This window comes from Arthrobacter sp. 01T414, from assembly GCF_056398965.1.
In genome coordinates this window covers 95344-121998 of sequence record NZ_JBFTQK010000006.1, presented here as the reverse complement: position 1 = coordinate 121998, position 26655 = coordinate 95344, and the positions used below count along the sequence as shown (strand labels likewise).

Below are 26655 nucleotides of genomic sequence, written 5' to 3'. Positions count from 1 at the left end.
GGCGTACCCTGCGCCGCCTTAGTTATGGAGTTCCTTGTGACTGTTACCTCAGCCTCCACGTCCTTCGTTGACCGGCATATCGGCGCTCGCCGCCAGGCCGACGTCGACACCATGCTGAGGGCTGTCGGCCACGACACCGTCGACGCCCTGGTGGACACCGCCGTTCCGAAGGACATCCGGCAGGACTCCGACCTGGCGCTCGGCGCCGCCCTGAGCGAAGTGGAAGTTCTCGCCGAACTGCGCCGGATCGCCTCCAAGAACAAGACCGCCGTTCAGATGATCGGCCAGGGCTACTACGACACCGTCACCCCCGCCGTGATCCGCCGGAACATCCTCGAAGCTCCGGCCTGGTACACCGCCTACACCCCCTACCAGCCGGAAATCTCGCAGGGCCGACTGGAGGCCCTGCTGAACTTCCAGACCATGGTCCAGGACCTCGTCGGCCTGCCGATCGCCAACGCCTCGCTGCTGGATGAAGCCACCGCCGTCGCCGAGGCCGTGCTGATGATGCGCCGGGCGAACAAGAACAAGACGGCCCACGACGGGAAGACCGTCCTCGACGCCGACTGCCTCCCGCAGACCATCGCGATCGTCAAGGGCCGCGCCGAGGCCCTTGGCTTCGAGGTCGAGGTCGCGGACCTGTCCAAGGGCCTGCCCGAGGGCGTCATCAACGGCGTCGTGCTGCAGCAGCCCGGTGCCTCCGGCCGCGTTTTCGACCACTCGGCCGTCATTGCGGACGCGAAGGAGCGCGGCGCGCTCGTCACCGTCGCGGCTGACCTGCTGTCCCTGACCCTGATCACCCCTCCCGGTGAGCAGGGAGCCGACATCGCTGTCGGCTCCGCCCAGCGCTTCGGCGTTCCGCTCTTCTTCGGCGGCCCGCACGCCGCGTACATGGCCGTCCAGAAGGGCCTGGAACGCTCCATGCCCGGTCGGCTCGTGGGCGTGTCCAAGGACAACGCCGGCGTCCCCGCCTACCGCTTGGCGCTGCAGACCCGCGAGCAGCACATCCGCCGTGAAAAGGCGACCTCCAACATCTGCACCGCCCAGGCCCTGCTGGCCATCGTCGCCTCGTTCTACGCCGTCTACCACGGCCCGGACGGGCTGAAGGCGATCGCGGAGACCGTTCACGGCCACGCCCGGACCATTGCCGCCTCGCTCAAGGCCGCCGGACTGGACGTGCAGCACACCTCGTTCTTCGACACCGTGACCGTGTCCGTCCCTGGCAAGGCCGCCGAATTCATCGCCGCCGCTGACGCCAAGGGCATCAACCTGCGCGCCATCGACGCCGACACTGTCGGCATCTCCGCCGATGAAGCCACGACGGCGGCCATCGTCGCCGACGTCGTCGCCGCCTTCGGCGCGTCCGTCGCCGACACTTCTGAAGGCTTCGCCCTGGACTCCGCCGTCGAACGCACCTCGGATTACCTGCAGCACCCGGTGTTCAACACGCACCGCTCCGAGACGCAGCTGCTGCGCTACATCCGCCGCCTCTCGGACCGGGACCTGGCCCTGGACCGGACGATGATCCCGCTGGGGTCCTGCACCATGAAGCTGAACGCCACGGCCGAAATGGAGGCCATCTCCTGGCCGGAGTTCGCTTCCATCCACCCCTTTGCCCCGGACTCGCAGACGGCGGGCTGGCGGGAACTGATCGAGGACCTCGAAGCCCAGCTGACCGAGATCACCGGCTACGACCAGGTCTCCATCCAGCCGAACGCCGGCTCCCAGGGTGAGCTCGCCGGGCTCCTCGCGATCCGCGGTTACCACCTCTCCCGGGGAGATGACCAGCGCAACATCTGCCTGATCCCGGCCTCCGCGCACGGCACCAACGCCGCCTCCGCGGTGCTGGCCGGCATGAAGGTCGTCGTCGTGGCCACCGCTTCGGACGGCACGATCGACCACGCGGACCTACAGGCCAAGATCGAACAGCACAAGGACGCCCTTTCGGCGATCATGATCACCTACCCGTCCACGCACGGCGTGTACGACGCCGACGTCCGCGAGGTCTGCGACGCCATCCACGCAGCCGGCGGCCAGGTCTACATCGACGGCGCCAACCTCAACGCCCTCGTCGGACTGGCCCAGCCCGGCCAGTTCGGCGGCGACGTCTCGCACCTGAACCTGCACAAAACCTTCTGCATCCCGCACGGCGGCGGCGGACCCGGCGTGGGCCCGGTCGCGGCCAAGGCCCACCTGGCCCCGTTCATGCCCGGCAACGCAGCAGACCCGGCCAACGGCGCCGAGGGCACCCCGATCTCCGCCTCCCGCTACGGCTCCGCCGGCGTGCTGCCGATCTCCTGGGCCTACGTGAAGCTGATGGGCGGGCAGGGCCTGACCGAAGCCACCAAGTCGGCCCTGCTCGCCGCGAACTACATCGCGGCCCGCCTCAACGACTACTTCCCGGTGCTCTACACCGGCGAGGGCGGCCTCGTGGCCCACGAGTGCATCCTGGACCTGCGCGAACTCACGGCCAAGACCGGCGTCACGGCCGAGGACGTCGCCAAGCGCCTGATCGACTACGGATTCCACGCCCCCACCCTGGCATTCCCGGTGGCCGGGACCCTGATGGTCGAGCCCACCGAGTCCGAGGACCTGGGCGAGATCGACCGGTTCATCACGGCGATGATCGCCATCCGTAAGGAGATCGACCAGGTCGCCCACGGCGACTTCACTGTCGAGCACAGCCCGCTGCGCAACGCACCGCACACCGCGGCCGCCGTCGTCAGCACCGACTGGGAGCGCAGCTACCCGCGCGAACAGGCCGTCTTCCCGGTCCACACCCTGCGGCAGGACAAGTACTTCCCGCCGGTCGGCCGGATCGACGGCGCCGCCGGTGACCGGAACCTGATCTGCTCCTGCCCTCCCCTCGAAGCCTTCGAAGATCACTCCGACGACTCCGCAGACTCTGCCAATTAAGGACAGCCAACGATGACTGAGAACTACACGGCACTTTACGAAGAGCACAAGAAGCTTGGAGCCTCCTTCACGGACTTCGGCGGCTGGCAGATGCCGCTCAAGTACAGCTCCGAACTTGCCGAACACCACGCCGTCCGCAAGTCCGCGGGCCTGTTCGACCTCTCCCACATGGGCGAAGTCTGGGTCACCGGCCCGGACGCCGCCGCCTTCCTGGACTACGCCCTGGTCGGCAAGATTTCCGCGATGACGGTCGGCAAAGCCAAGTATTCGCTGATCTGCAACGAAGACGGCGGCATCATCGATGACCTCATCACCTACCGCCGCCCGGCCGCGGCCGACGGCACCGACAAGTTCCTGGTGGTCCCCAACGCCGGCAACGCCAAGGTCGTGGCCGCGGCCCTGGCCGAGCGCGCTGCAGACTTCGATGTCAAGGTCCAGGACGCCTCCGCCGAGACCTCGCTGATCGCCGTCCAGGGACCGAAAGCGGAGGCCATCCTGCTCCGCCTGGTCCCCGCCGCGCAGCACGAGCTCGTCACCGGCCTGAAGTACTACGCCGCCGTCGACGTCCCGTTCATGTTCGGCGGCAGCAGCCAGAACCTCCTGCTGGCCCGCACCGGCTACACCGGCGAGGACGGCTTCGAAATCTTTGTCGCCAACGACGACGCCGCCGCACTCTGGCAGGCGCTCATCGCCATCGCTGAGGAAGGCGAGCTGACGCCCGCAGGCTTGGCCTCCCGCGACTCGCTCCGCCTCGAGGCCGGCATGCCGCTCTACGGCAACGAGCTCTCCCTCGAAGGCGACCCGTTCGCCGCCGGGTTGGGTCCCGTCGTCGCGCTGTCCAAGGAAGGCGACTTCGTCGGCAAAGCCGCCCTGGCAGCCAAGAAGGAAGCCGGCGCCGGGTCCACGACGGGCCGCAAGCTCGTCGGGCTCAAGGGTCTGGGCCGCCGGGCCGGCCGGGGCCACTACCCGGTCCTCAAAGACGGCAACACAGTTGGCGAAGTCACCTCCGGCCAGCCCTCACCCACCCTGGGCTACCCGGTCGCCATGGCTTACGTCGACGTCGCCTTCACCGAACCCGGCACGGCCCTGGACATCGACCTGCGCGGAAAGAGCGAGCCGTTCGAAGTTGTCGCACTGCCTTTCTACAAGCGCCAAAAGTAGGCGGGCTGGTTCCCGGCTCCGGGACCGGCCGTCTGGGTTTTCACGTGTGCTCGCTCGTTTGACCCGCCGTCCCCCTAACCTCGCAAGCTCGGTCAGGGAACCCGGACGGCGGCCACTCGCTTAGACGCACGCTTTCGAAAACCCAGCCCGGCCGGCCCCTCGGGGACCGCTCACCTTCAACACCAACGGGAGCCAGCGCTTTCGAAAGCCAATGGTGCGGGGTCTGTGCCGCCTACCGCGGGTCGGCCCTGGAAGATTTAAACGGCCAGCGTTTCTTTCCGGAGAGCGGGCGGGCTGTTTGAAAACTGTTGGCCAGCGGATATGAAGCGGCCGATAGCGGCAGGGGAACGGATTCCGGAAGCGTGCGTCTAAGCGAGGAACGAGCGAGCACGCGGAGGAATTCGGGCTCCGGCCGCGCACCCCGGCCCACCCACGTTCGCTAGGCACCGGCCACAATAGATTTAGCACCACCGACCACTCCAAGACTTAGGAAAAACACATGGCAAAAGTTGCCCCTGAACTGCAGTACTCCGACGAGCACGAGTGGGTTGCCCGCGAGGCCGGGAACGTAGTGTCCATCGGCATCTCGGCGGTCGCCACGGACGCGCTGGGCGACATCGTCTACGTTGACCTGCCCGAGGTGGGCTCGTCGGTAACGGCGGGTGAGACCTGCGGTGAGGTTGAGTCGACGAAGTCCGTTTCGGATCTCTACGCCCCGGTGACGGGCGAGGTCACGGAGATCAACGACGCGGTCGTGTCCGATCCCGCGCTGATCAACAGCGATCCGTACGGTGCCGGCTGGCTCTTTAAGGTGGCCGCGGAGTCCGAGGGTCCGCTGCTCTCCGCCCAGGACTACGCCTCCAAGAACGGCGGCGAGCTGTGAGCGGCTCGACCGTGGCCGCCGGCACCGAAGCAGTGTTTGAGCAGGTTGTGTCCCCGTCGCTGGACGCGGAGCTGGCGGCCCTGGATCCGGAGATCGCCGCGCGGATCGACGCGGAGCTGGGCCGCCAGCGGGATGGGCTGGAGATGATCGCTTCGGAGAACCACACGGCGCGGGCGGTGATGCAGGCGCAGGGCTCGGTGTTGACGAACAAGTACGCCGAGGGTTACCCGGGCAAGCGTTATTACGGCGGCTGCGAGCACGTCGACGTCGTCGAGCAGCTCGCGATCGACCGGGTCAAGGCCCTGTTCGGCGCCGGGTACGCGAACGTCCAGCCGCACTCCGGGGCGCAGGCGAACGCCTCGGTGATGCACGCCCTGATCCGTCCGGGCGACACGATCATGGGGTTGAACCTGGCCCACGGCGGGCACCTGACGCACGGGATGAAGATCAACTTCTCCGGCCGGCTCTACAATGTCATCCCGTACCAGGTCCGCGAGGATGACCACCGGATCGACATGGCCGAGGTCGAACGCCTCGCCCAGGAACACAAGCCCCAGCTGATCGTGGCCGGCTGGTCCGCGTACGCCCGGCAGCTGGACTTCGCGGAGTTCCGCCGGATCGCCGACTCGGTCGGCGCGTACCTGATGGTGGACATGGCGCACTTCGCCGGGCTCGTCGCGGCCGGGCTGCACCCCTCCCCGGTGCCGCACGCGCACGTCACGACGTCCACGACGCACAAGACCCTGGCCGGTCCGCGCGGCGGGATCATCCTCTCCAACGACGCCGAGATCGCCAAGAAGATCAACTCCGCGGTGTTCCCGGGCCAGCAGGGCGGCCCGCTCGAGCACGTCATCGCGGGCAAGGCCGTGGCGTTCAAGATCGCCGCGTCGCCCGAGTTCAAGGAACGCCAGGAACGCGTCCTGGCCGGCGCCCGGATCCTCGCCGAACGCCTGGTCCAGCCCGATGTCACGGCCAAGGGCATCACCGTGGTCTCCGGCGGCACCGACGTGCACCTGGTCCTGGTGGACCTGCGCGACTGCGAGCTCAACGGCCAGGAAGCCGAGGACCGGCTCGCCGCGATCGACATCACGGTCAACCGCAACGCCGTCCCGTTCGACCCGCGCCCGCCGATGGTGACCTCCGGGCTGCGGATCGGCACCCCGGCCCTGGCCACCCGCGGGTTCGGCGAGGCCGCGTTCGCCGAGGTCGCGGACATCATCGCCGAGGCCCTGACCGCGGACGCCGGCGCGGACCTGACCGGGCTCCGCGCCCGGGTCCAGGCCCTCGCCGCCGCCCACCCGCTCTACCCTTCGGTTGCTAACCTAGCCTGACCGTCCAGGGGCCGGCCCTACCCGGGCTGGCTCCGGGACCGGCGGACCGGACTTTTCACGCGTGCTGCTCCTTCTCCCCACCGTCCCCCTAGCCTCGCAAGCTCGGCCAGGGAACCCGGACGGCGTGGGCCCTCGCTTTGACGCACGCTTTCGAAAAGCCCGGCTCCGCCGGCCCCGCGAGGGCACCTCACCTTCTGCTCCGTCCCCACATTTATCCCCAGTTAGGAACCCGGCCATGGCTGTTGGCGTCTTTGATCTTTTCTCTATTGGGATCGGGCCCTCAAGTTCGCACACCGTGGGGCCCATGCGGGCCGCCGCAGTCTTTGCCGAGGAGTTGAAGGCGTCGGGGGACCTGGAGAAGGTCGCCGCGCTCCGGGTGGACCTGTACGGCTCATTGGCCGCGACCGGTCACGGGCACGGCACCATGACCGCGATCCTGCTGGGGCTCGAGGGCTACCACCCGGAGAAGATCCTCCCCGACGAGGTCGAGGATCGACTGGCGGCCATTGCCGAGACGGGAACCCTCCAGCTGGCAGGATCCGTACAGTTGCCGTACGGGGTGAAGGACATGGTGCTGCGCCCGCTCACCGTCCTGCCCCGGCACACTAACGGCATGACGTTCACGGTTTCCGACGCCGACGGAACCGTTGTTCACAGCGCCACTTTCTTCTCCGTCGGCGGCGGCTTCATCGTCCGAGAGGGCGAGGAGGACGCCGCGCTGAAGGAACTGGCCGAGTCCAAGAAGGAATTGCCGCTGCCGTTCCGCACCGCCGCGGAACTGCTGGGACGCTGCCAGTCCAAGGGGCTCTCGATTGGCGAGATCATGTTCGTCAACGAGCGTGCCTCCCGCACCGAAGCGGAAATCCGCGAGGGCCTCCTGCACATCTACTCCGTCATGGAAGGCTGCGTCGAGGTCAGCCTCAAGCGCGAGGGCCTGCTGCCCGGCGGGCTCAAGGTCCGCCGTCGTGCACCGGACTGGCACGAACGGCTGATGAAGGAAAACCGTGGCCAGGACCCTGACTACCGGGACCCGAAGTACTGGCAGGAATGGGTCAACCTGATCGCCCTGGCCGTGAATGAGGAGAACGCCTCGGGCGGCCGGGTCGTCACCGCACCGACCAACGGCGCCGCCGGGATCATCCCCGCCGTCCTCTACTACGCGCTGCACTTCGCCCCGGGCATGGACAAGGCCACCCAGGAGGACCGCGACGACGTCGTGGTCAAGTTCCTGCTCGCCGCCGGAGCCATCGGGGTCCTCTACAAGGAACAGGCTTCGATTTCCGGCGCCGAGGTGGGCTGCCAGGGCGAGGTGGGTTCGGCGTCGTCGATGGCGGCCGCCGGCCTGGCCGAAGTCATGGGCGGCACTCCGCAGCAGGTGGAAAACGCAGCGGAAATCGCGATGGAACACAACCTCGGCCTGACCTGCGACCCGATCGGCGGTCTGGTGCAGATCCCGTGCATCGAACGCAACGCGATCGCGGCGGCCAAGGCGATCAACGCCGCCAAGATGGCCCTGTGGGGCGACGGCTCCCACCGCGTCTCTCTCGACGAGGTGATCGTGACCATGCGCGAGACCGGCAAGGACATGTCCTCCAAATACAAGGAGACCGCCATGGGCGGCCTCGCCGTCAACGTGGTGGAGTGCTGAGCCCCTAGTTGTTCAGTGCCGCCCACAGATTCAGTGACGAGGCGAACACGATCCAGGACAGGTAGGGGAGCAGCAGCAGTCCGGCCGTGCGGCTGATCGGGCCGAAGCGCAGGACAGTGGCGGCCACCGCGACCGCCAGCGCCACGATGATGCCGAAGCCGACCCACAGCGCCGGGGTTCCGAAAACCGGGTACAGGCCGAAGAACGCCGGGGTCCACAGCAGGTTCAGTACCAACTGGACGGCGTAGGCGGTGAGGGCGGTCCTGGCCCCTTCGGCCCGGCTGCGCCAGACCAGCCACGCCGCCACAGCCATCGCGACGTAGAGGAACGTCCAGACCGGTCCGAAGAGCCAGTTCGGCGGAGACCACGGAGCCTTGTCCGCGGCGGCATACCAGCCGTCGACATTGTTGGCGCTGGCCAGCCCGCCGAGCGCCGCCACCAGCGCCGAGGCGCCCAGCAAGGCCATGAGGACCAACGCCTGGGTGCCGGGCCGGGGCCTGCCCGCTCCTCCCGGCGGGTGCTGCCGGCGGGCGGCCGAGGATTCCGGCTGTGCATGCATATCTTCAGCGTAACCCCGGTACGGCGACCGGCGCAGGGCAGTTGCGCCACGGCAGTCCCCGGCCTCCCGATAGACTTGAGGCTGCATGCCAGCCATGCCGCCGAAGCTCGTTCCGCAAAGATTGGATACCGCACCCTTGCGAGAATTCACCGCCCGCTTTGCCTCCGCCGAAGAGGTTGCCAACTGGGACGCCCACGTCACCGCGAACCCCAACGGCGGGAACCTGCTCCAATCCGAGGCCTTCGCCGAGGTCAAGCAACACTACGGCTGGAAGCCGCTCCACCTGGTCTACGAGACGGCCGACTACACGAGCTATAACCTGGTCCTGGAAAAGTCCTTCCCCGTCCTCGGCAAGCTCTGGTACCTCATCAAGGGACCAGACGTCGCTTCCGTGGAGGACATCCCGGGCATCGCGGCCGCAAACGCCGAGTTCGTCAAGCGTGCCCGGCTCGGCATCTTTGCCATCAAAATCGAGCCAGACATCGTCCTCTCCGACGACGCACGGCGCATCATCGAGGGCGCGGGACTGGTCAAGACCCACAACCTGCAGCCCAACGACTCCACTGCGCTGCTGGACATCTCGCCGCAGGAAAACCAACTGCTGCGCAACCTGCATTCCCGTGGCCGCAACGCCGTGCGCAGGGCCATCCGCGAGGAGGTCGAGGTCCACAACGTGGAGCCCAGCGAAGAGAACTTCCGGGCGATGTATGCGCTGATGACCAACACGGTGGAGGCCAAGTCCCAGGTCCGGGTCCGCGAGTACGAGTACTACCGCCAGTTCTGGACCAACTTCCTGGACCGCGGCCAGGGCCGCCTGCTGTTCGTCTACGAAAACGGCGTGCCCTCAGTGGGAGCGTTCGTGATCAACTACGGGCGCAAGGGCACGTATAAGGACGGCGGTTCCCTGCAGAAGCGCAGCCAGTATGGCGACTCGCACCTGGTCCAGTGGACGGCTATCAACCAACTCAAGGAACTCGGCTGCACGGAATACGACTTCTGCGGCACGCCGCCCAGCGACAAGCTGAAGGACACGTCCAACCCTTTCCACGGCCTGGGCCTGTTCAAGACCAGCTTCAGCAAGACCGTCACGGACTTCGTCGGATGCTACGACCAAGTCCTGAGCCCGTTGAAGTACAAGGCCTGGATGGCCGCCGGTGAGCGCGTCGCCCGCCAGCTGTACACGCGGCGTACGGGCCAGCAGTTCTACTAAACCGCCCGCAAGCTTGATGTGAGGAGGCCGCAATGACCAAACCCCCCGACGGCCGCCGCGGGCCGCAGACCGACGGATTGCCCCGGACCGAGCCGATGTCGCCCATGGAGGTGCGCCAGAACGCCGCCGCGAAACGCATGCTCCGCAGGCTGGTGCAGGGCGAGAACCCGCCGACGGCGCCGCTGAGTATCGTTGACCGGCTGGCCGGCAGCCCGTACGCCAATCCGATGATCCAGGTCGGCGGCGTGGACAGCTCCGCCCGGAAGACCATCGACTTCGCCCTGAAGCTCGCCGAATCGATGTTCCGGTACGGCGCCGGCGCCCTCGAAGTGGAAACCAGCATCATCGCCATCACCGCTGCGCTGGGGCTGAAGAACATCGAGGTGGACATCACCAACCAGTCGGTGGCCATCAACTATGCCCCGAAGGACCAGACGCCCATCACGCTGCTGCGGGTGGTCCGGTCCTGGACCAACAACTACGCCGGCCTGGCCGAGGTCCACCAACTGGTCACGGACATCGTCGCCGGCGGAGTGGGCCGCGAGGAAGCGGTGCGCAGGCTCGACGAGATCACGCACAGCCCAAAGCCGTTCCCGCGCTGGATGGTCACCGTGGCATTCGGCGTCTTCTCCGCCGTCTTTGTCGGCGTGCTCGGCGGCGACCTGGCCGCTTCCGGCGTAGCCTTCCTCTCCAACCTGCTGATCAGCCTGCTGGCACGGCAACTGGGACGCTGGCGCACCCCGGACTTCTTCATCACGGCGGCCTGCTCGTTCGTCGTGACCCTGATCGCCCTGCTGCTCTGGCGCTTCGGCAGCCGGGCGGGAATCCAGATTCCGCCGGCGATCGTCGTGGTCGGCGGGATCCTGCTGCTGCTCCCCACCGGCCGGCTTGTCTCGTCGGTGCAAGACGCCATCAACGGCTTCCCGGTGACCGCGGCGGGCCGGTTCCTGTCCACCATGCTGACGTTCGGCGCACTGGTGGCCGGGATAGCCGTCGGCTTCGTGGTGGGGGCAATGACGGGGATGAAGGCCATCGACGTGACCGAAACATTCCCGGCGGAGTATCCATTGTGGGTGCTGGTGCCGCTGGTCGCCGTCGCCGTGGTCGCCATCGGCGTCACGGAGCAGACCTCGCTGAAGCTCCTGCTCCCGACGGCGGCGGTCGGCGTCGTCGGTCATCTGGTGCTGATCGGCGGATCGGCCGCAGGCATCGGACCCCGCTTCGCCCCGGCCCTCGCCGCCGTCGTCATTGGCCTGCTGGCCCGGGTGGTGGCGCTCCGGATGGGCGCCCCGCAGCTCGTCGTAGCGGTGCCCGCGGCACTCATCCTGCTGCCCGGCCTGACCATATTCCGGTCCATGTATGTATTGACCATCGAGGAATCTGAGATCCTGATGGGGGCCGGCGGGATGCTCAACGCAGGGGCAATCGTGCTCGGCGTCGCGGCCGGCATTGTGCTCGGCGACACGCTCGCCCGGCCGCTGACCCGCAGCCTGGCCAGCAACGAGCGGCGCCGCGCCCGCCGCCGCTGAATCTCCGGAGCCCCTGCACCGCGGGGGCTCCGGAGAGTCAGTGGCCTGGGCGGACTAGATCTTGCCGATCGGCAGCTTCTTTTCGGCCTGGAAATCATCTTCCACCCGGCCGCTGGCCCAGTACCCGGAAAGGGAGACCTGGGAGCGCTCCAGGCCGCGGTCGGCGAAGAACACCGGGCGCAGGCCCTTCATGTAGCCGCGTTCCCCGTGCGCGAAGACGTGCACCTTGCCCTCCGGCCACTCGGCGTCACGCACCGCATCGACCAGCAGGGTACCGCTCCCGGCCGGGGCACCGCGGCGCAGCAGCCAGCGCAGTTCCAGTCCTGCGGGGGCGTCGATCGCCAGGACGTCGGCGTCGCTGTCCACCTCCAGGAAGGCGAGCCCGCGGGCGTCCCGGGGGAGGGACCCGATGGCGGCGCTGATGGCAGGCAAGGCGGACTCGTCGCCGGCGAAGAGGTGCCAGTCCGCCGTCGGATCGGGGTTGTAGCCTCCGCCTGGTCCGGTGAAGACGAGGCTGTCTCCGGCCTGAGCGGAGGCGGCCCAGGGACCGGCCAGGCCCTCGTCTCCGTGGATGACGAAGTCGATCGCCAGTTCGGCCGCCGCCTCGTCGACCCAGCGGACGGTGTAGGTCCGGGTGTGCGGCCACTGCTCACGCGGGTGCGACTCCCGGATGGCCCACAAGTCCAGCGGTTGCGGATAATCAATGCCCGGCTGCGGGAACGCGATCTTGACGTACCGGTCCACGTAATCATTGTTGACGTAGGCGGCGAAACCGGGGCCGCCGGCGACGATGCGGACCATGTGCGGCGAGAGCTGTTCCCGGCGCAGGACGGTGAGGTTGGTCTGGGGCCGGGAGTTCCGGTTCGCCGAGGTGGCAGCGGGGACAGATGTCATGGTGCTAAGCCTAGCCAAGAAGCCGGTCAGGGCAGCGGCGGCAGTTCCCAGTCCACCGTCCCGTCGCCTTGTGCGGCGAGCAGCTCGTTGGTGCGGCTGAACGGGCGCGAGCCAAAGAATCCGCGCGAGGCCGACAGCGGGCTCGGGTGGGCGCTGGCGATCACGGCGGACGAGCCAAGCAGCGGCCGCACGCCTTCCGCGTCCTTGCCCCAGAGGACCACCACGAGCGGGACCGGGCCGCCGTGGGCGTCCTGCCGCTCCGCGACGGCCCGGATCGCGGCCGCCGTCACGGCTTCCCAACCCTTGTTCCGGTGTGAACCGGCAGCTCCGGCCCGGACGCTGAGGACGCGGTTGAGCAACAGTACCCCCTGCTTCGCCCAGCGGCTGAGGTCACCGTGTACGCGTGCCGGCAGCCCGAGGTCGGCGTCGAGCTCCTTGTAGATATTGGCGAGGCTGCGGGGGAGCGGCCGGGTGCCGCCGTCCACCGCGAAGGACAGGCCGACGGCGTGGCCGGGCGTGGGATAGGGATCCTGGCCCACTATCAGAACGCGGACGTCGGAGAGCGGTTGCCGGAAGGCCCGCAGGATGTTCGACGGCGCCGGCAGCACCTCGTGCCCGCCGGAGGTCTCCGCGGCGAGGAACTCCAGGACCGAGCGCAGCTGTTCCTCGACCGGCGCCAGCGCCTCGGCCCAGTCCGGTGCCACGAGTTCGTGCAAGGGAAGGCGCGCCATTGCCGCGAGGTCCACCGCTTCGCCGGCGGCGGGGTCCAGTTCGAAGAGCGCATCGGAATTAAATGAATCAGGCACGGCTTCATTCTCGCAGGGACCCGGGATGCTGCCCGGGCCCGCCAAATGACAAGCCTGTTATTCGGCCGTAACATGTGGGGGAGACCTATCGGAACGAGCCAGGGAGTGTGCAGTGGCCGAAGCAGCACCCGAGTACCTGCCCGCGGATGGCGCCGACGCCGCGCTTACGGCAGTCTCCGAGGACTCGCCGTTGAGCAGCCGCGAGCAGCAGATGCTTGCCTTGGAACGGCAGTGGTGGAAGTACGCCGGCGCCAAGGAACAAGCCATCCGGGAGCTCTTTGACCTCTCCGCAACGCATTACTACCAGATCCTCAACGCGCTGATCGACACCGAGGCGGCTCTGGCCCACGATCCCATGCTGGTCAAGAGATTGCGTAGACTACGTACGTCACGACAACGTGCCCGCACTGCACGCCGTTTGGGCTCGGACGCGTAAGAAAGCGCGTGTAGCCCGGCCGGAGGCGCGGAAATCCGCGCGGATTCCGGCGTCGGGCCATCAGCCAGAAATCAGCAAGGACGTCGTTTTACCATGACCAAATACGCTCGGGATGAATTTGATCGGGTCCCGGAGGCCTCCACGCGCCAAGGTGTCCACCGGACAGTCGCGGCACCCGGTGCCCGCCGCCTGGGTCCCATCCTCGCCTCGGGAGGCGCAGCCCTCGCCGTAGGCCTCGTCGCGTTCCTCCTGCTCCCGAAACTGGGCTTTGGTCCGGCCGGCGGCTCGGCCATGTCCGCCGACCAGGCCAGCAGCAACGCCGCGGCGTCGCAGGCAGCTTCCTCCGGCGACGGCTCAAAGCCGTCCCCCAGCAGCCGGCCGATCGGCAGCCTCGCCCCGGCGGGCTCCACGCCGTCCCCCTCCGCCACGCCGAGCGCCGCCGCGGACCAGGCAGGGGACAAGAAGATTGACAAGACGCAGCCGGTGGCGGTCTACAACGGAACGACGACGGCGGGCCTGGCCGGCCGCGTCGGATCAAGGCTCACCGGCGCTGGATGGGTCCAGGGCCCGGTCGGCAACTGGGGCGGCGCCCCCCAGCAGACCTCCGTGGTCTTCTACAACGGCCCGGCGCAGAAGGCGAACGCCGAAGCGCTGGGCTCGCTCCTCGGAATTGGCACTCTGGTGGATTCGGCGGACTTCCAAATGCCGCTGGTCGTCGTCCTAGGCCCCGGTTTCCAGTAGCGCCGGGCCGGCCGACGGCTTCGGTTACGCCTGAATAACTATTCCCGGCATGGCCGGGACCCCGTCCGGGCGCTGGTGGAAGGCTGTGGGTAGAGTGACTGCGGACTTCGTTTCGCATACCCGTTTCGCATACCGCGGCGCACATCGGGGTGGGCCGTTGGCAAGCTAGCTAGAAAGTGTGGAGAACATGGCATTGGGGACCGTCAAGTGGTTTAACGCCGAGAAGGGCTACGGCTTCATTACCGTCGACAGCTCGGGGGCCGACGTTTTCGTGCACTGGTCCGCGATCGCGGGCGAGGGCTACCGCGCACTGGCCGAGGGCCAGCGGGTGGAGCTGGAAGTCGGCGAAGGCGAAAAGGGCCCGCAGGCCGAAAGCGTCCGGCCCGCCTAGTGGCAGTCTCCTCTGTGGCCATTGCCCCGACGAGCCCTGACCGCCGGCTTCGGTTCCGGCGGTTCAGCCGTGCCGCGGCGGCCGGGTTAGCAGCAGCCGTGGCGTTGGGCGCCTGCGCCGGACCCGCGGGCAATGCCCGGGTGGACACAGCGGAAGCAAGCGGCGACGGCACATTGCGGATCGGCCTGATCCTAGACAACACCGGAAGCCAGGCATTCCTTAACGCGCCCCAGCTGGCGGCGGCAAAACTGGCGGTCAAGGAAATTAATGCGGCGGGCGGCCACAAGGGCAAACCGGTGGAGCTGCTCCCGCAGTCCGTCGGCACGGACACCGCGGCGCAGGCCAAAGACCTGGTGGCGGCCAAGGCCGACGTCGTGATCGGGCCCACCGACTCAAGCCGCGCCGCGGCCGCCATCGACGTCCTCGCAGGCGCCAAGGTCGCCGTCATTTCCCCGGCGAACACCGCGTCGGGGCTCAGCAAGTACAAGAGCGGCGGCTACTACTTCCGCACCGCCGCCGCCGACATCGCGCAGGCTTCGGTCCTGGTCAAGCTCGCCAAGGACGGCGGCGCCAAGACCCTGGCCGTGGTCCACGAGGAAGGCAGCTACGGCCAAGACGTCTCCGTCGCAGTCTCGGCCGCCGCAAAGGCCGCCGGCCTGGGCACAGCGGTCGACGCCGAGTTCAAGGCGGGCCAGGCGCAACAGGCGGCAGCGGCCGCCAAAGCAGCCGCCCCGGACGCGGTCGTGCTGGTAGCCCGGGACGGCGCCCAAGGCGCCATTGCCGAGCTCAACAATGCGGGCCTGGCCGGAAAGAAGCTCATCCTCAGCGACGGAGCGGTCAACCAGTACGGGGCCGGCCTCGGCTCCAAAGCCCTGGACGGCGCCCGCGGGGTCCTGCCCGGCACATTCCCTTCCGCTCACTTCCAGGCCGAACTCGTGGCCGTGGACCCTGGCCTGAAGGACATGGCGTTCGCCGCGGAGACGTACGACGCCGTCAACCTTGCCGCACTCGCCGCAGCCGCCGCGGAGGACGACGCCGGGACCTCCATCGCCTCAAAGCTGGTTGCCGTCTCGGGCGGAACTACGTCAGGCAGCGATGCCGCCGGTAATTCCGGGGAAGCAGTGGTCTGCAAGTCCTACCAGGAATGCGTAACCGCCCTCCGGGCCGGCAAACGCCCTGACTACGACGGCGCCTCGGGTCCGATCAACTTCGATGGCAACGGCGACGTCACCGCTGCCGCGTACATGCTCTATACCTATGGGCCGGACAACAACGCCGAGATGACAGGCAGCGAAACCGCCCGCAGCACCGGCTCCTGATCGCTGGTAGCGAAGAGCGCCCGTCGGTGGCCGACCCCGGCGTCACCACTGCTTGCACTCTCCCCGGGGGAGTGCTAATTATGGAGTTAGCACTCCCGCGTATTGACTGCTAACACGACGTCCGGTTCGGCCGGTTGCGTTGTGGTGGCGGGCTGAGCGGGAGCGAGAGAAATACCTGGCTGGGGTGAGATCCCTGGCCCGGCGGCGTACAGAGGCTGCCGGGCAGGAATCGTCCGTCGCGGGCACCGCAGCGCAAGGTTCATTCTTAACGACTGTCCCGAAAGGACTACTGCCGTTATGGCCAAGATCATTGCATTTGATGAAGAGGCACGCCGCGGTCTTGAGCGGGGCCTGAACATCCTCGCCGACGCCGTCAAGGTCACCCTCGGCCCGCGTGGACGCAACGTCGTCCTCGAAAAGAAGTGGGGCGCCCCCACGATCACCAACGATGGTGTTTCCATCGCCAAGGAGATCGAACTGGACGACCCTTACGAGAAGATCGGCGCCGAGCTGGTCAAGGAAGTTGCCAAGAAGACTGACGACGTCGCCGGTGACGGCACCACCACGGCAACCGTGCTGGCCCAGGCCCTCGTCAAGGAAGGCCTGCGCAACGTTGCGGCCGGCGCTGACCCGCTCTCCCTCAAGCGCGGCATCGAAAAGGCCGTCGACGCGGTCACCCGCGAGCTCCTGGCCTCCGCCAAGGAAATCGAAACCAAGGAAGAGATCGCCGCGACCGCGTCCATCTCCGCCGGTGACAACGAAATTGGCGCACTGATTGCTGAAGCCCTGGACAAGGTCGGCAAGGAAGGCGTCATCACCGTCGAGGAGTCGAACACCTTCGGCCTCGAGCTGGAGCTCACCGAGGGCATGCGTTTCGACAAGGGCTACATCTCGGCCTACTTCGTCACCGACGCCGAGCGCCAGGAAACGGTCCTCGAGGATCCGTACATCCTGATCGTCAACTCCAAGATCTCCAACGTCAAGGAACTGGTTGCAGTCCTCGAAAAGGTCATGCAGTCCAACAAGCCGCTGCTGATCATCGCCGAGGACATCGAGGGCGAGGCTCTGGCCACCCTGATCGTCAACAAGATCCGCGGCACCTTCAAGTCCGTCGCCGTCAAGGCTCCGGGCTTCGGCGACCGCCGCAAGGCGCAGCTGGCCGACATCGCCATCCTCACCGGTGGCCAGGTCATCTCCGAGGAAGTCGGCCTCAAGCTTGAGACCGCCGGCCTCGAACTGCTGGGCAAGGCACGCAAGGTCGTTGTCACCAAGGACGAGACCACCATCGTCGAAGGTGCCGGCGACGCCGACCAGATCGCCGGCCGTGTGTCCCAGATCCGCGCCGAGATCGAGAACTCCGATTCGGACTACGACCGCGAGAAGCTGCAGGAACGCCTGGCCAAGCTGGCCGGCGGCGTTGCAGTCATCAAGGCCGGTGCCGCAACCGAGGTTGAGCTCAAGGAACGCAAGCACCGCATTGAGGACGCCGTCCGCAACGCCAAGGCTGCTGTCGAAGAGGGCATCGTCGCCGGCGGTGGCGTGGCCCTGATTCAGGCCGGCGCCAAGGCGTTTGCCAACCTGCAGCTCGAAGGTGACGAGGCAACCGGCGCGAACATCGTCCGCGTAGCCATCGACGCCCCGCTGAAGCAGATCGCCTTCAACGCCGGCCTCGAGCCGGGCGTTGTGGTCGACAAGGTCCGCGGCCTGCCCGCCGGCCACGGCCTGAACGCGGCAAGCGGCGAGTACGTCGACCTGCTCGCTGCCGGCATCAACGACCCGGTCAAGGTCACCCGCTCTGCCCTGCAGAACGCGGCTTCCATCGCCGGTCTGTTCCTCACCACCGAGGCCGTTGTGGCCGACAAGCCCGAAAGGGCCGGTGCCCCGATGGGCGGCGGCGACGAAATGGGCGGCATGGGCGGCATGGGCGGTTTCTAACCCCCTGGCTACCCGGCCCACCCCGGTCGGCAGTCCGCTGCCGGCCCCGGTACAACGACGACGGCGGTCCCACCTTGCGGTGGGGCCGCCGTCGGCGTTTAACCGAGCCCCGAGGCGCTCCCTCAGGTTGTGGGGTTTTTGGCCGGACGCTCCCTCAGGTTGTGCGGGGGTTGGCCGGACGCTCCCTCAGTTGTGGCGGGGGTTGGTTGGACGCTCTCTCAGCTGTGGCGGGGTTTGGCCGGACGCTCCCTCAGTTGTGGCGAGGTTTGGTTGGACGCTCCCTCAGTTGTGGCGAGGTTTGGTTGGACGCTCCCTCAGTTGTGGTGGGGGTTGGCCGGATGCTCCCTCAGTTGTGGCGGAGTTTGGCCGCACGCTCCCTCAGGCGAGCTCCGGGGGCGGGAAGCCTTGGATAGGTAGGCGCCGGAGCTGATGGAGCGTTGGTGGATTGGGCGCCGGAGCTGAGGGAGCGTTGGGGGATTGGGCGCCGGAGCTGAGGGAGCGTTGGGGGATTGAGCGCCGGTGGTGCGGGAGCATTGGGTAGGCAGGCGCCGGATCTGAGGGAGCGTTGGGGGATTGGGCGCCGGATGTGAGGGAGCGTTGGGGGATTGGGCGCCGGATGTGAGGGAGCGTTGGGGGATTGGGCGCCGGATGTGAGGGAGCGTTGGGGGATTGGGCGCCGGTGGTGCGGGAGCGTTGGGGGATTGGGCGCCGGATCTGAGGGAGCGTTGGGTGGCAGGGGTCTGGCAGGATAGTGCAGTGACGATTACAGCAGCGGCCGACGGTTCGGCTTTAGGAAATCCCGGTCCGGCCGGATGGGCCTGGTACGTGAACGACGACTGCTGGCGTGCCGGCGGGTGGCCGCACGGGACCAACAACCAGGGCGAGCTGATGGCCGTCCTGGACCTCTTCCGGGCCACGGCGCACCTTCCGGGCGAGGACCTGCACATTCTGTGCGACAGCCAGTACGTCATCAACTCGGTGACCAAGTGGATGCCGGGCTGGAAGCGGAAGGGCTGGCGGAAGTCCGACGGCAAGCCTGTGCTCAACGTCGAGCTGCTCAAGGAAATCGACCAAGCGCTTACCGGACGCAAGTACACCTTCGAATGGGTTCGAGGTCACGCCGGCCACGACCTTAACGAAGCAGCGGATGACCGGGCCAGGGCCGCTGCCACCGCCTACCAGCAGGGCGTCGCCGCTCGACAGGGTCCCGGATTCGTCCGGGAGGGGGACGCTGCCGCCCCCGAAGCGCAGGCCGCCCCCGCCGCGCAGGGCGCCTCGGCCGCGGCCATGAACGGCGCCCGGGCAACATCTGGACAGTCGGCAGACGCTCACACGGGAACGCAGCAAGTGATCGCCGAGCCCACGCTGTTCGGCGAATCCTCCCTCTACGCCGAGCCGGACCTCTTCAGCGAGCTGGAGGAGGAATCTCGCGCTGCGGCAGGCGGACCGGAGCGGACCCCGGAGGCCATCGTCGAGGCGCTGGAGCGGGAGCTGCTGCTCCCCGAGACGCGCTCGGACTTGGGCCGCACAGGGGTGTTGCTTCACCCCGACTTCACCGAGATCGGGAGTTCGGGTCGGTTCTGGACCCGCGACGAGATGATGATGGCTCTCGAAGATGACCCCGGCGTGCCCGCCGAGCTGGAGCTCCTGGCCGCCGACCGCCTCAGCGCGGACGCCGTGCTGCTCACCTACCGTAGCCACACCCGCAGCGGGACGGCGTTGCGCAGCTCCTTGTGGGTCCTGGATGGAGTCCAATGGCGGCTCCGTTTCCACCAGGGCACCGCTGAGGCCTAGGCGGCGCACACGGCTGCGGGCAGTTTCTGGCCCTAGCTGAAGCGCTGGGTGTTGCTCAGTTCCGCCTGGGCGTAGCTGGCGGCGGCGGATTTGAGCGCGAGGTTGATCGAGGCGAGGGACGCCTCGACCTTGCCCTGGGTCAGGGTCCACTCTGCGAGCAGGGCCTGGAAATTGCTCGCGGCCGATCCGCGCCAGCTTGCCTGCAGCTCGTCCAGCCCGTGTCTCATGGCCTGCACGTCGGCGCTGATCCTTTCGACCGTGGCCTGGACGTTGGCGGACTTGAGCTGGAGCAGTTCGGTATCGACGGAAATGATGCTCACGGGAGGGCCTTTCGAGGGTGCGGCAGGCAGCCGGGTTTCCCGACGTTGTGGCGGGGGGACCAGGATCCAGGATCCCCGGCTGCCCGGGTGGGGGTGACCGGATCTTCCGGACGCTTTCAGCCTAGGTAGGCCCAAGCGGACGCCCCAGCGGGCAGGTTGGCTATGTGGAAAACGCTAGCCGCGCACCGTGCCGGTTGTTCCGTTCCCCGGGCCATCTCCAAGGCCACCTCTGGGGCCATCCCCAGCATCAACTCCTGGGTCGTTTCCGAGTTCCGGTCCGGTGACCGGCCCCGGCTCGGTAGCGGCCCCGGTGCCGGTCCGGTGGCCCGGCACCCCCACTGCCGGCAATTCCATCGCCGTTGTCTCCGCAGTCGGCACCTCCGCCGCAGGCACCTCGGCTTCCGCTGCCTCCGCCTCGGGGTGCTCCGATTCCGCCAGGAACGGGAGGCTGACCACCAGGGTGGCGCCGCCGCCTTCGGTCGGCTCGACCCGCACCGAGCCCGAGTGCGAGCCCACGATGGCCGCCACGATTGCCAGTCCGAGGCCACTGCCGCCGGTCTCCCTGGTCCGGGAGGTGTCCGCACGGTAAAAGCGTTCAAAGATCCGGGCCGCCTCGTCCTCGGGGACGCCGGGTCCGTGGTCCCGGACCTCGATCACGGAGCGGCGCGTGCCGTCGTCGTCGGTCCGTACCCCCACGGCGAGCTCGATGGGGGTCCCGTCGGGGGTGTAGCGCAGCGCGTTGCCGACCAGGTTTCCCACCACCTGGCGCAGCTTCGCCTCGTCGCCCATCACCGGAGCCGTGGCGCCCGTACCGCCGTCGAGGCCCCGAAGCGAGATCACCCGGCCGCGGTCGCTCGCCTGAGTATCAACAACGGCGTCATGGGCCAGCAGCAGCAGGTCCACCGGCTTCTGCTGCAAGGGCCGCTGCTCGTCGATCCGGGCCAGCAGCAGCAGGTCCTCCACCATTGCCCCCATCCGCTTGGCCTCGCTCTCGATCCGGCCCATGGCGGTGGCAACGTCCTCGGGCGTGGCCAGGGCGCCGTGCCGGTAGAGCTCCGAGAAACCGCGGATGGTGACGAGCGGGGTGCGAAGCTCGTGCGACGCGTCGGCGGCGAAGCGGCGCATCCTTTCCTCGGAGGCCATCCGGGCGGCAAAGGCCGACTCGATGTGCGCCAGCATGGCGTTGAGGGATCGGCTCAGCCGGCCCACCTCGGTGTCGGGATTCTCAACTTCTACACGCCGCGAGAGGTCGCCCGCGGCGATCGCAGCAGCGGTCTTTTCCACCCGCGCCAAGGGACGGAAGGACCGGGTGACGGTCCAAGTCGCGATGAAGAAGGCCAGCACCAGCGTCAGCAGCCCCACGCCGACCACCACGAGGACGGCGTGCTCCATCACCGAGTCCACCGGGTACAGGGACAGCCCGATCACGACGACGGCGGCGCGCTGGTTCCCGTCGAGGACATTGACGGCGACCACCCGCCAGTTCCGGCCGTCGGTACCGCGGACCTGGAACGGAACTTCGCCGCGGTCGTGGGCTTCCTGGGGCGAGATGCTGCTGATGGCAGGGCGCGATCCCTTGCTGCCGCCGAAGACGTACGCGGACTGGCCGGGGCTGAACAGCATCAGCGAGTAGTCGGTGGGCACGTTCGGGTTCTGGTCCTGCAGCTGGCTGAAGGATTGCTGCTGGCGGGCCGAGCCGACGGCGGCCTTGAGCTTGTCATCGACCTGGCCCTGCAGGTAACTGTGCAGCAGGGCCAGCGTGCCGGCGCCCGTGGCGGTGAGGGCCACGAGCATCAGGGCCATCATGATGGCGACCAGCTGCGACCGCAGCGATGCCGCCTTCCATCGGTGCAACAAGGTCAGCGCTTCTCAGCCGTCCGCAGCACGTAGCCGACGCCCCGCTTCGTCTGGATCAGGGCCGGCGCCGTGGGGTCGATGTCCACCTTGCGGCGGAGGTAGGAGATATAGGACTCCACAATCGACGCGTCCCCGTTGAAGTCATACTCCCAGACGTGGTCCAGGATCTGCGCCTTGGAAAGCACCCGGTTCGGGTTGAGCATGAGGTAGCGCAGCAGCTTGAACTCGGTGGGGGAGAGCTCGATCACCGTGCCGCCGCGGCGCACCTCGTGGGCGTCGTCGTCGAGCTCCAGGTCGTCGACGCGGATGACGGCGTCGTCGTCCTGCAGCGGCTGGGTGCGGCGCAGCACGGCGCGGATGCGGGCCACCACCTCGTCGAGGCTGAACGGTTTGGTGACGTAGTCGTCGCCGCCGACGGTGAGGCCGGTGACCTTGTCCTCGGTGTCGTCCTTGGCGGTCAGGAACAGCACGGGGAAGTGCTTGCCCGCCGCGCGCAGCCGGCGGGTGACGGTGAACCCGTCCATGTCCGGCAGCATCACGTCGAGGACGGCGAGGTCCGGGGAGTGGAGTTCGGCGGCGGCCAGGGCATCGCGGCCGGTGCCGGCGGAGACGACCTCGAACCCTGCGAAGCGCAGCGAGGTAGAAAGCAGCTCGCGGATGTTGGGTTCATCATCGACGACGAGCAGCTTGGCTTCGGGACCGTTCTTTTTCATGGTTCCCATGATGCTCCCAGACTCTGTGAGTTTTCTGGAAGGCGGATGGGTGTTGGATGGGCGTCCGCTAGTTGCCGGCGCCGACGTCCTTGGCGTCCATGATCCGGTACGCGTAGCCCTGCTCGGCCAGGAAGCGCTGCCGCTTGGCCGCGAAGTCCTGGTCCAGGGTGTCCCTCGCCACGAGCGAGTAGAAGCGCGCGGCGCGGCCGTCCTGCTTGGGCCGCAGCAGCCGTCCCAGCCGCTGGGCCTCCTCCTGGCGTGAGCCGAAGGAACCGGAAACCTGGATTGCCACCGAGGCCTCCGGCAGATCGATGGAGAAGTTGGCGACCTTGGACACGACGAGGGTCTGGACTTCACCGGCGCGGAACGCGTCGAAGAGCCGCTGGCGCTCCTTGACCGAGGTGTCGCCCTTGATCACGGGTGCCTGGAGGCGCTCGCCGATCTCGTCCAGCTGGTCGATGTACTGCCCGATCACGAGCAGCTGCTCGCCGGCATGTTCGGCCACGAGCCGCTCCACGATCCCGGTCTTGGTCTCGGACGTGGCGCAGAGCCGGTACTTGTCCGCGTCCTCGGCCATCGCGTAGGCCACCCGTTCGTCCCGGGGCAGGTCGATCCGGACCTCCACGCAGTCGGCCGGCGCGATGTAGCCCTGCGCCTCGATGTCCTTCCACGGGGCGTCATAGCGTTTGGGTCCGATCAGGCTGAACACCTCGCCTTCCCGGCCGTCCTCGCGGACCAGGGTGGCGGTCAGCCCGAGGCGGCGGCGCGCCTGCAGGTCCGCGGTCATCCGGAAGATCGGCGCCGGCAGCAAGTGCACCTCGTCGTAGATGATGAGGCCCCAGTCGTTGCCGTCCACCAGTTCCAGGTGCGGGTACAGTCCGCCGCGCTTGGTGGTGAGCACCTGGTAGGTGGCGATCGTGACCGGGCGGACCTCCTTGACGGAGCCGGAGTATTCGCCGATTTCCTCCTCGGTGAGGGAGGTCCGCTTGAGCAGCTCGTCCTTCCACTGCCGCGCGGAGACCGTGTTGGTTACCAGGATCAGCGTGGTGGTGGAACTGGTGGCCATCGCGGCGGCACCCACCAGGGTTTTGCCGGCCCCGCAGGGGAGCACGACGACGCCGCTGCCGCCGGCCCAGAAGTTCTCCGTCGCCAGCTGCTGGTAGGGCCGGAGTTTCCAGCCGGACTCGTTGAGCATGATGGGGTGCGGCGTGCCGTCCACGTAGCCGGCGAAGTCCTCCGCGGGCCAGCCGATCTTGAGCAGCAGCTGCTTGAGCTGGCCGCGCTGGGAGGAATGCACCACTACGGTCTCGCCATCGATGCGCGGCCCCAGCAGCGGGGCGATCTTCTTCGCGCGGCTGACTTCCTCGAGGACCGGATAGTCGGACGTACGCATCACGAGGCCGTGCTGCGGATCTTTCTCCAGCCGAAGCCGGCCGTAGCGGGACATAGTCTCTTCGATGTCGATCAGCAGCGAATGCGGGACCGGGAACCGGGAGTACTTGAGCAGTGTGTCCAGGACTTGTTCGGCGTCCAGCCCGGCCGCCCGGGCGTTCCACAGTCCCAGCGGCGTGAGGCGGTAGCTATGGACATGCTCCGGAGCGCGCTCCAACTCGGCGAACGCCGCGATGGCATGACGCGCCTCGGTGGCCTGTTCGTGGTCCACCTCAAGCAGGATGGTCTTGTCACTCTGGACGATCAGCGGTCCGTCATTCACTGGAGCAGTTCCTCTGTGCCTTCAACATCAATGATCCGGTGGATGGACAGAACCCGTTCGGTTTCCTTGGCCGGATCGAACACGCGCACACGACCGCCATTCACTGCTACCGGAACAACGGTTTCGCGGGTGGCATTCCCCAGCCCGTCCACGATGTTCATCACCACCCGCTGCTTGAGCCGGATGGCCTTCTGCAGGGTCTCCAGGCCGAGCTGTGTCGCCGTCTCGCCGGCGGCCTCCGCGGCTGTTCCGTGTCCGCCGGGGGCGGCGTGGGCGGAGGAACCGCCGTCGCGCAGCACCGCGAGCTGGGCGTCGACGTCGGCGTCGGCGGGCGCGGTGCGCGGCGCGGTGTAGACCGGCCGGACGCTGCCCGGTACGGCGGTGTTGCGGCGGAGCCGGATGGCGGCGGAACCGGATTCCTCCACCGCGGGGGAGAGGCCGAGCCCGCGCAGCAGCGCGGCGGCTTCCCGGGGCGCGGCGTGCGAGATCAGCACGGTCGGCGCGATCCGGACCAGGCCCAGCCCGGACGCCGCGGGGTTGTTGAGCAGTTCCAGCAGGGCTGTCTCGTCCTCGCTCTGGATGAAGCTCGCGGCCGTGCCCACCCGGAGCCGGGCATGGCGGGCGGCGGTGTCTTCAATGAGGTACTCCAGCGGCTGGGGGACGGCGGTGGCCGAGTGCTCGCGCAGGAAGTCCAGCAGCGCGCCGGCGTCCTGCCCGCTGTCCAGGGCGCGCCGGACCGAGGCGACCGAAAAACGGTAGATCGTGGCCGGCCCCTGGCCTTCCGCGTCCGCCATTGTCAGGAGTTTCTCGCTTAACTCCGGGTCCAGGTAGCCGGGGGCGACGGCGGTCAGGTCCGCCTGGAGCAGCACGTGGTTCAGCGCCGCAGGCAGGTGCTCGCCGAGGATGGTCAGGGCTTCGTCCGGCTGCTCGACGGCGATCGCCGCACCGATTTGGCTAAGGGCGCCGGATCCGATCAGGCCCAGCATCTCGGCTTCGGCGAGAACGCCCTGAATGAGCGAACTGAACCGGCGCGCCATCCGCGGCTGCGACCATTCTGCCCGTTCCAGCACGGCGCCGGCGTCCAGCACGGGCGCTTCTCCGTCGGCCGCGGCGGCCTCCTCGGTGAGCTCGTTGAGGATTTCCAGGATCCGTTTCCGGACCACAGGGGCGTCCGGCCGCTCTGCCTCCGCGGAGAGGGCATTGACGCTGCTGCCCGCGGGGCCGCGGTGCGCCTGCGCGGTGGCGACCCCGCTGACCGGCTGCCCGACCAGGGACGGGATCCGTTCGCTGGCAAGCCAGGCGTTGACCAGCCACAGCCACTGCTCCTGCCGGGGCAGGGTCAACCATTCCAGCTGCGGTGCCTGGGTCCAGACGGAGCTGTCCACGTCCAGGCGGAGCAGCCCGGAGAGGGCGCACAGTTCGGCGAGGACGCCGGCCTCATGCACGTCGATCCGCAGGGCGTCCGCGAGGCGTTTCATTTCCCGGATGCCCACGCCGCCGCTGCGCAAGGTGGCGAGCGGCTGCTCGCGCACGGCGTACAGCAGTTCGCCGGTCAGCCGCAGCGTTTCGGCAATGGCGCCCAGCGCGGCGTTGCGGCGCAGCGATGCGCTGGTGTGCCCCAGCTGCGGTACCGGCGGACTGAGCGCGAAGTGCTCGATGACGAATCCGCCGCGGAGCGCCACGCCCACGCTGTGCGGGAGCTCCACATGGGCTGCGTCCAGGGGCACCAGCAGCCCTCGGGCCAGCAGCCAGTCGACGGGCCCGACGTCGGAGCCTTCGTTCAGCACGGAGGCGCGGCGCTGAGCCTGGGGCACTGCGCCCATGGCCCAGTTTCCGAAACGCGCGAGCAGCGCCGCGGTGCGGTCCGGGGCGGTGGCGAGGAGCTCCTGCAGGGCCTCCGGCGACGCGGTCCAGTGCTGCAGGGACAGCGCGGCCTCCATCGGGGTGCTGGCGGGGGAGATGTCGGCGCCGGTGCGGTGCAGTTCGCCGACAAGTTGCACCACGCGCTGCGCGAAGGCGGGCTGGAGCCGGACGAGCTCGGTGTAGCTGCGCCCCAGGCCGGCGGGGTAGATGCCGATGACGTCCTTGAGGCTGCCGACCGGAAGGTAGTGGCGCTGCCGGCTCGCGGCCTGGCCCACGCCGTGCGGGGGTTCGGCCCGGTGTACGAGCGCCAGTTCCTGCAGGGAGTGGAGCAGCCGATCGAGTGCCGCGACGGTGGAGCCGTTGATCAGCCGCTTGAGCGTTGCGGCGGACGCGCTGTGCCCGGTGTCCGTGTTGGTGCACAGGTGCAGGGTTTCGAGCACCTGCATCTGCGGACGGTTCAAGCGTTCCAGTGCCCGCTGCACGCTGACCCGGCCGCTGGCCCGGGCGGCGAGGGCGGAGAAATCCGGCACCGAGGGGGTCATCAGGTCCGGCCGCGCGGAGAACAGGGCCCGCAACGAGTCGTCGCTGCGTGCCTGCAGTTCCTTGCTGAGCGCGCGGATGAGGGACATCAGTCC

Annotated in this window: 21 protein-coding genes; 13 read left to right on the top strand and 8 right to left on the bottom strand. The window is 68.2% G+C overall.

The window, feature by feature from the left end:
- The first annotated feature begins 24 nt into the window (after positions 1 to 24).
- The 5 genes from gcvP (at position 25) to AC1DK9_RS14070 (ending at position 7939) form a co-directional block, all read left to right on the top strand.
- Complete coding sequence (gene gcvP / locus AC1DK9_RS14090; protein ID WP_476916318.1) at positions 25 to 2916, top strand: aminomethyl-transferring glycine dehydrogenase; 2892 nt, start codon at positions 25 to 27, stop codon at positions 2914 to 2916.
- Positions 2917 to 2928: 12 nt separating this feature from the next.
- Positions 2929 to 4077 carry a glycine cleavage system aminomethyltransferase GcvT gene (gene gcvT, locus AC1DK9_RS14085; protein ID WP_476916317.1) on the top strand — a complete coding sequence of 383 codons (1149 nt, stop codon included), beginning with the start codon at positions 2929 to 2931 and terminating at the stop codon, positions 4075 to 4077.
- Positions 4078 to 4576: 499 nt separating this feature from the next.
- Complete coding sequence (gene gcvH / locus AC1DK9_RS14080; RefSeq protein ID WP_476863553.1) at positions 4577 to 4960, top strand: glycine cleavage system protein GcvH; 384 nt, start codon at positions 4577 to 4579, stop codon at positions 4958 to 4960.
- Positions 4957 to 6291: a serine hydroxymethyltransferase gene (gene glyA / locus AC1DK9_RS14075; RefSeq protein WP_476916316.1), complete on the top strand. Its 1335-nt coding sequence runs from the start codon at positions 4957 to 4959 to the stop codon at positions 6289 to 6291. Before gcvH ends, glyA begins: the two co-directional genes overlap by 4 nt.
- A 235-nt stretch (positions 6292 to 6526) precedes the next feature.
- Complete coding sequence (locus AC1DK9_RS14070) at positions 6527 to 7939, top strand: L-serine ammonia-lyase (RefSeq protein ID WP_476916315.1); 1413 nt, start codon at positions 6527 to 6529, stop codon at positions 7937 to 7939.
- Positions 7940 to 7943: 4 nt separating this feature from the next.
- On the opposite strand, the gene AC1DK9_RS14065 is transcribed toward AC1DK9_RS14070, so the two are convergent.
- Positions 7944 to 8498 carry a TspO/MBR family protein gene (locus tag AC1DK9_RS14065; RefSeq protein WP_476916314.1) on the bottom strand — a complete coding sequence of 185 codons (555 nt, stop codon included), beginning with the start codon at positions 8496 to 8498 and terminating at the stop codon, positions 7944 to 7946.
- 136 nt (positions 8499 to 8634) lie between these two features.
- On the opposite strand from AC1DK9_RS14065, the gene AC1DK9_RS14060 reads away from it, so the two are divergent.
- Together AC1DK9_RS14060 and AC1DK9_RS14055 are read left to right on the top strand one after the other, a co-directional pair.
- Positions 8635 to 9708: a lipid II:glycine glycyltransferase FemX gene (locus AC1DK9_RS14060; protein ID WP_476916313.1), complete on the top strand. Its 1074-nt coding sequence runs from the start codon at positions 8635 to 8637 to the stop codon at positions 9706 to 9708.
- Positions 9709 to 9740: 32 nt separating this feature from the next.
- Entirely contained in the window at positions 9741 to 11237 is a 1497-nt protein-coding gene (locus tag AC1DK9_RS14055) for a threonine/serine exporter family protein (RefSeq protein WP_476916312.1), read from the top strand.
- 54 nt (positions 11238 to 11291) lie between these two features.
- Here AC1DK9_RS14055 and AC1DK9_RS14050 read toward each other — a convergent pair whose 3' ends face one another.
- Both AC1DK9_RS14050 and AC1DK9_RS14045 read right to left on the bottom strand, forming a co-directional pair.
- Complete coding sequence (locus tag AC1DK9_RS14050) at positions 11292 to 12131, bottom strand: siderophore-interacting protein (RefSeq protein ID WP_476916311.1); 840 nt, start codon at positions 12129 to 12131, stop codon at positions 11292 to 11294.
- Positions 12132 to 12157: 26 nt separating this feature from the next.
- Complete coding sequence (locus AC1DK9_RS14045; RefSeq protein WP_476916408.1) at positions 12158 to 12862, bottom strand: uracil-DNA glycosylase; 705 nt, start codon at positions 12860 to 12862, stop codon at positions 12158 to 12160.
- Positions 12863 to 13049: 187 nt separating this feature from the next.
- On the opposite strand from AC1DK9_RS14045, the gene AC1DK9_RS14040 reads away from it, so the two are divergent.
- The 6 genes from AC1DK9_RS14040 to AC1DK9_RS14015 all read left to right on the top strand — a co-directional run bounded on the left by AC1DK9_RS14040 (position 13050) and on the right by AC1DK9_RS14015 (position 19553).
- The gene (locus AC1DK9_RS14040; protein ID WP_476916310.1) at positions 13050 to 13373 is read left to right on the top strand and encodes a DUF3263 domain-containing protein; all 324 of its coding nucleotides are present in this window, start codon (positions 13050 to 13052) and stop codon (positions 13371 to 13373) included.
- A 93-nt stretch (positions 13374 to 13466) separates the two neighbouring features.
- On the top strand, positions 13467 to 14114 hold the full coding sequence (locus AC1DK9_RS14035) for a LytR C-terminal domain-containing protein (RefSeq protein WP_476916309.1): 648 nt from the start codon (positions 13467 to 13469) through the stop codon (positions 14112 to 14114).
- 187 nt (positions 14115 to 14301) lie between these two features.
- Positions 14302 to 14505: a cold-shock protein gene (locus AC1DK9_RS14030; protein ID WP_175322015.1), complete on the top strand. Its 204-nt coding sequence runs from the start codon at positions 14302 to 14304 to the stop codon at positions 14503 to 14505.
- A gap of 140 nt (positions 14506 to 14645) precedes the next feature.
- Entirely contained in the window at positions 14646 to 15824 is a 1179-nt protein-coding gene (locus AC1DK9_RS14025; protein WP_476916308.1) for an ABC transporter substrate-binding protein, read from the top strand.
- Positions 15825 to 16121: 297 nt separating this feature from the next.
- On the top strand, positions 16122 to 17759 hold the full coding sequence (gene groL / locus AC1DK9_RS14020; protein WP_476916307.1) for a chaperonin GroEL: 1638 nt from the start codon (positions 16122 to 16124) through the stop codon (positions 17757 to 17759).
- Positions 17760 to 18515: 756 nt separating this feature from the next.
- Positions 18516 to 19553, top strand: coding sequence for an RNase H family protein (locus tag AC1DK9_RS14015; RefSeq protein ID WP_476916306.1), 1038 nt, complete (start codon positions 18516 to 18518; stop codon positions 19551 to 19553).
- A 32-nt stretch (positions 19554 to 19585) separates the two neighbouring features.
- On the opposite strand, the gene AC1DK9_RS14010 is transcribed toward AC1DK9_RS14015, so the two are convergent.
- The 5 genes from AC1DK9_RS14010 to AC1DK9_RS13990 all read right to left on the bottom strand — a co-directional run bounded on the left by AC1DK9_RS14010 (position 19586) and on the right by AC1DK9_RS13990 (position 26649).
- Positions 19586 to 19873, bottom strand: a complete 288-nt coding sequence (locus AC1DK9_RS14010; protein WP_476916305.1) for a WXG100 family type VII secretion target — start codon at positions 19871 to 19873, stop codon at positions 19586 to 19588.
- 174 nt (positions 19874 to 20047) lie between these two features.
- Entirely contained in the window at positions 20048 to 21730 is a 1683-nt protein-coding gene (locus tag AC1DK9_RS14005; RefSeq protein ID WP_476916304.1) for a sensor histidine kinase, read from the bottom strand.
- A gap of 2 nt (positions 21731 to 21732) precedes the next feature.
- Positions 21733 to 22443, bottom strand: coding sequence for a response regulator transcription factor (locus AC1DK9_RS14000; protein WP_476863405.1), 711 nt, complete (start codon positions 22441 to 22443; stop codon positions 21733 to 21735).
- A 67-nt stretch (positions 22444 to 22510) separates the two neighbouring features.
- Positions 22511 to 24157, bottom strand: coding sequence for a DNA repair helicase XPB (locus AC1DK9_RS13995; protein ID WP_476863382.1), 1647 nt, complete (start codon positions 24155 to 24157; stop codon positions 22511 to 22513).
- On the bottom strand, positions 24154 to 26649 hold the full coding sequence (locus AC1DK9_RS13990; protein ID WP_476916303.1) for a helicase-associated domain-containing protein: 2496 nt from the start codon (positions 26647 to 26649) through the stop codon (positions 24154 to 24156). Before AC1DK9_RS13990 ends, AC1DK9_RS13995 begins: the two co-directional genes overlap by 4 nt.
- Positions 26650 to 26655 lie beyond the last annotated feature (6 nt).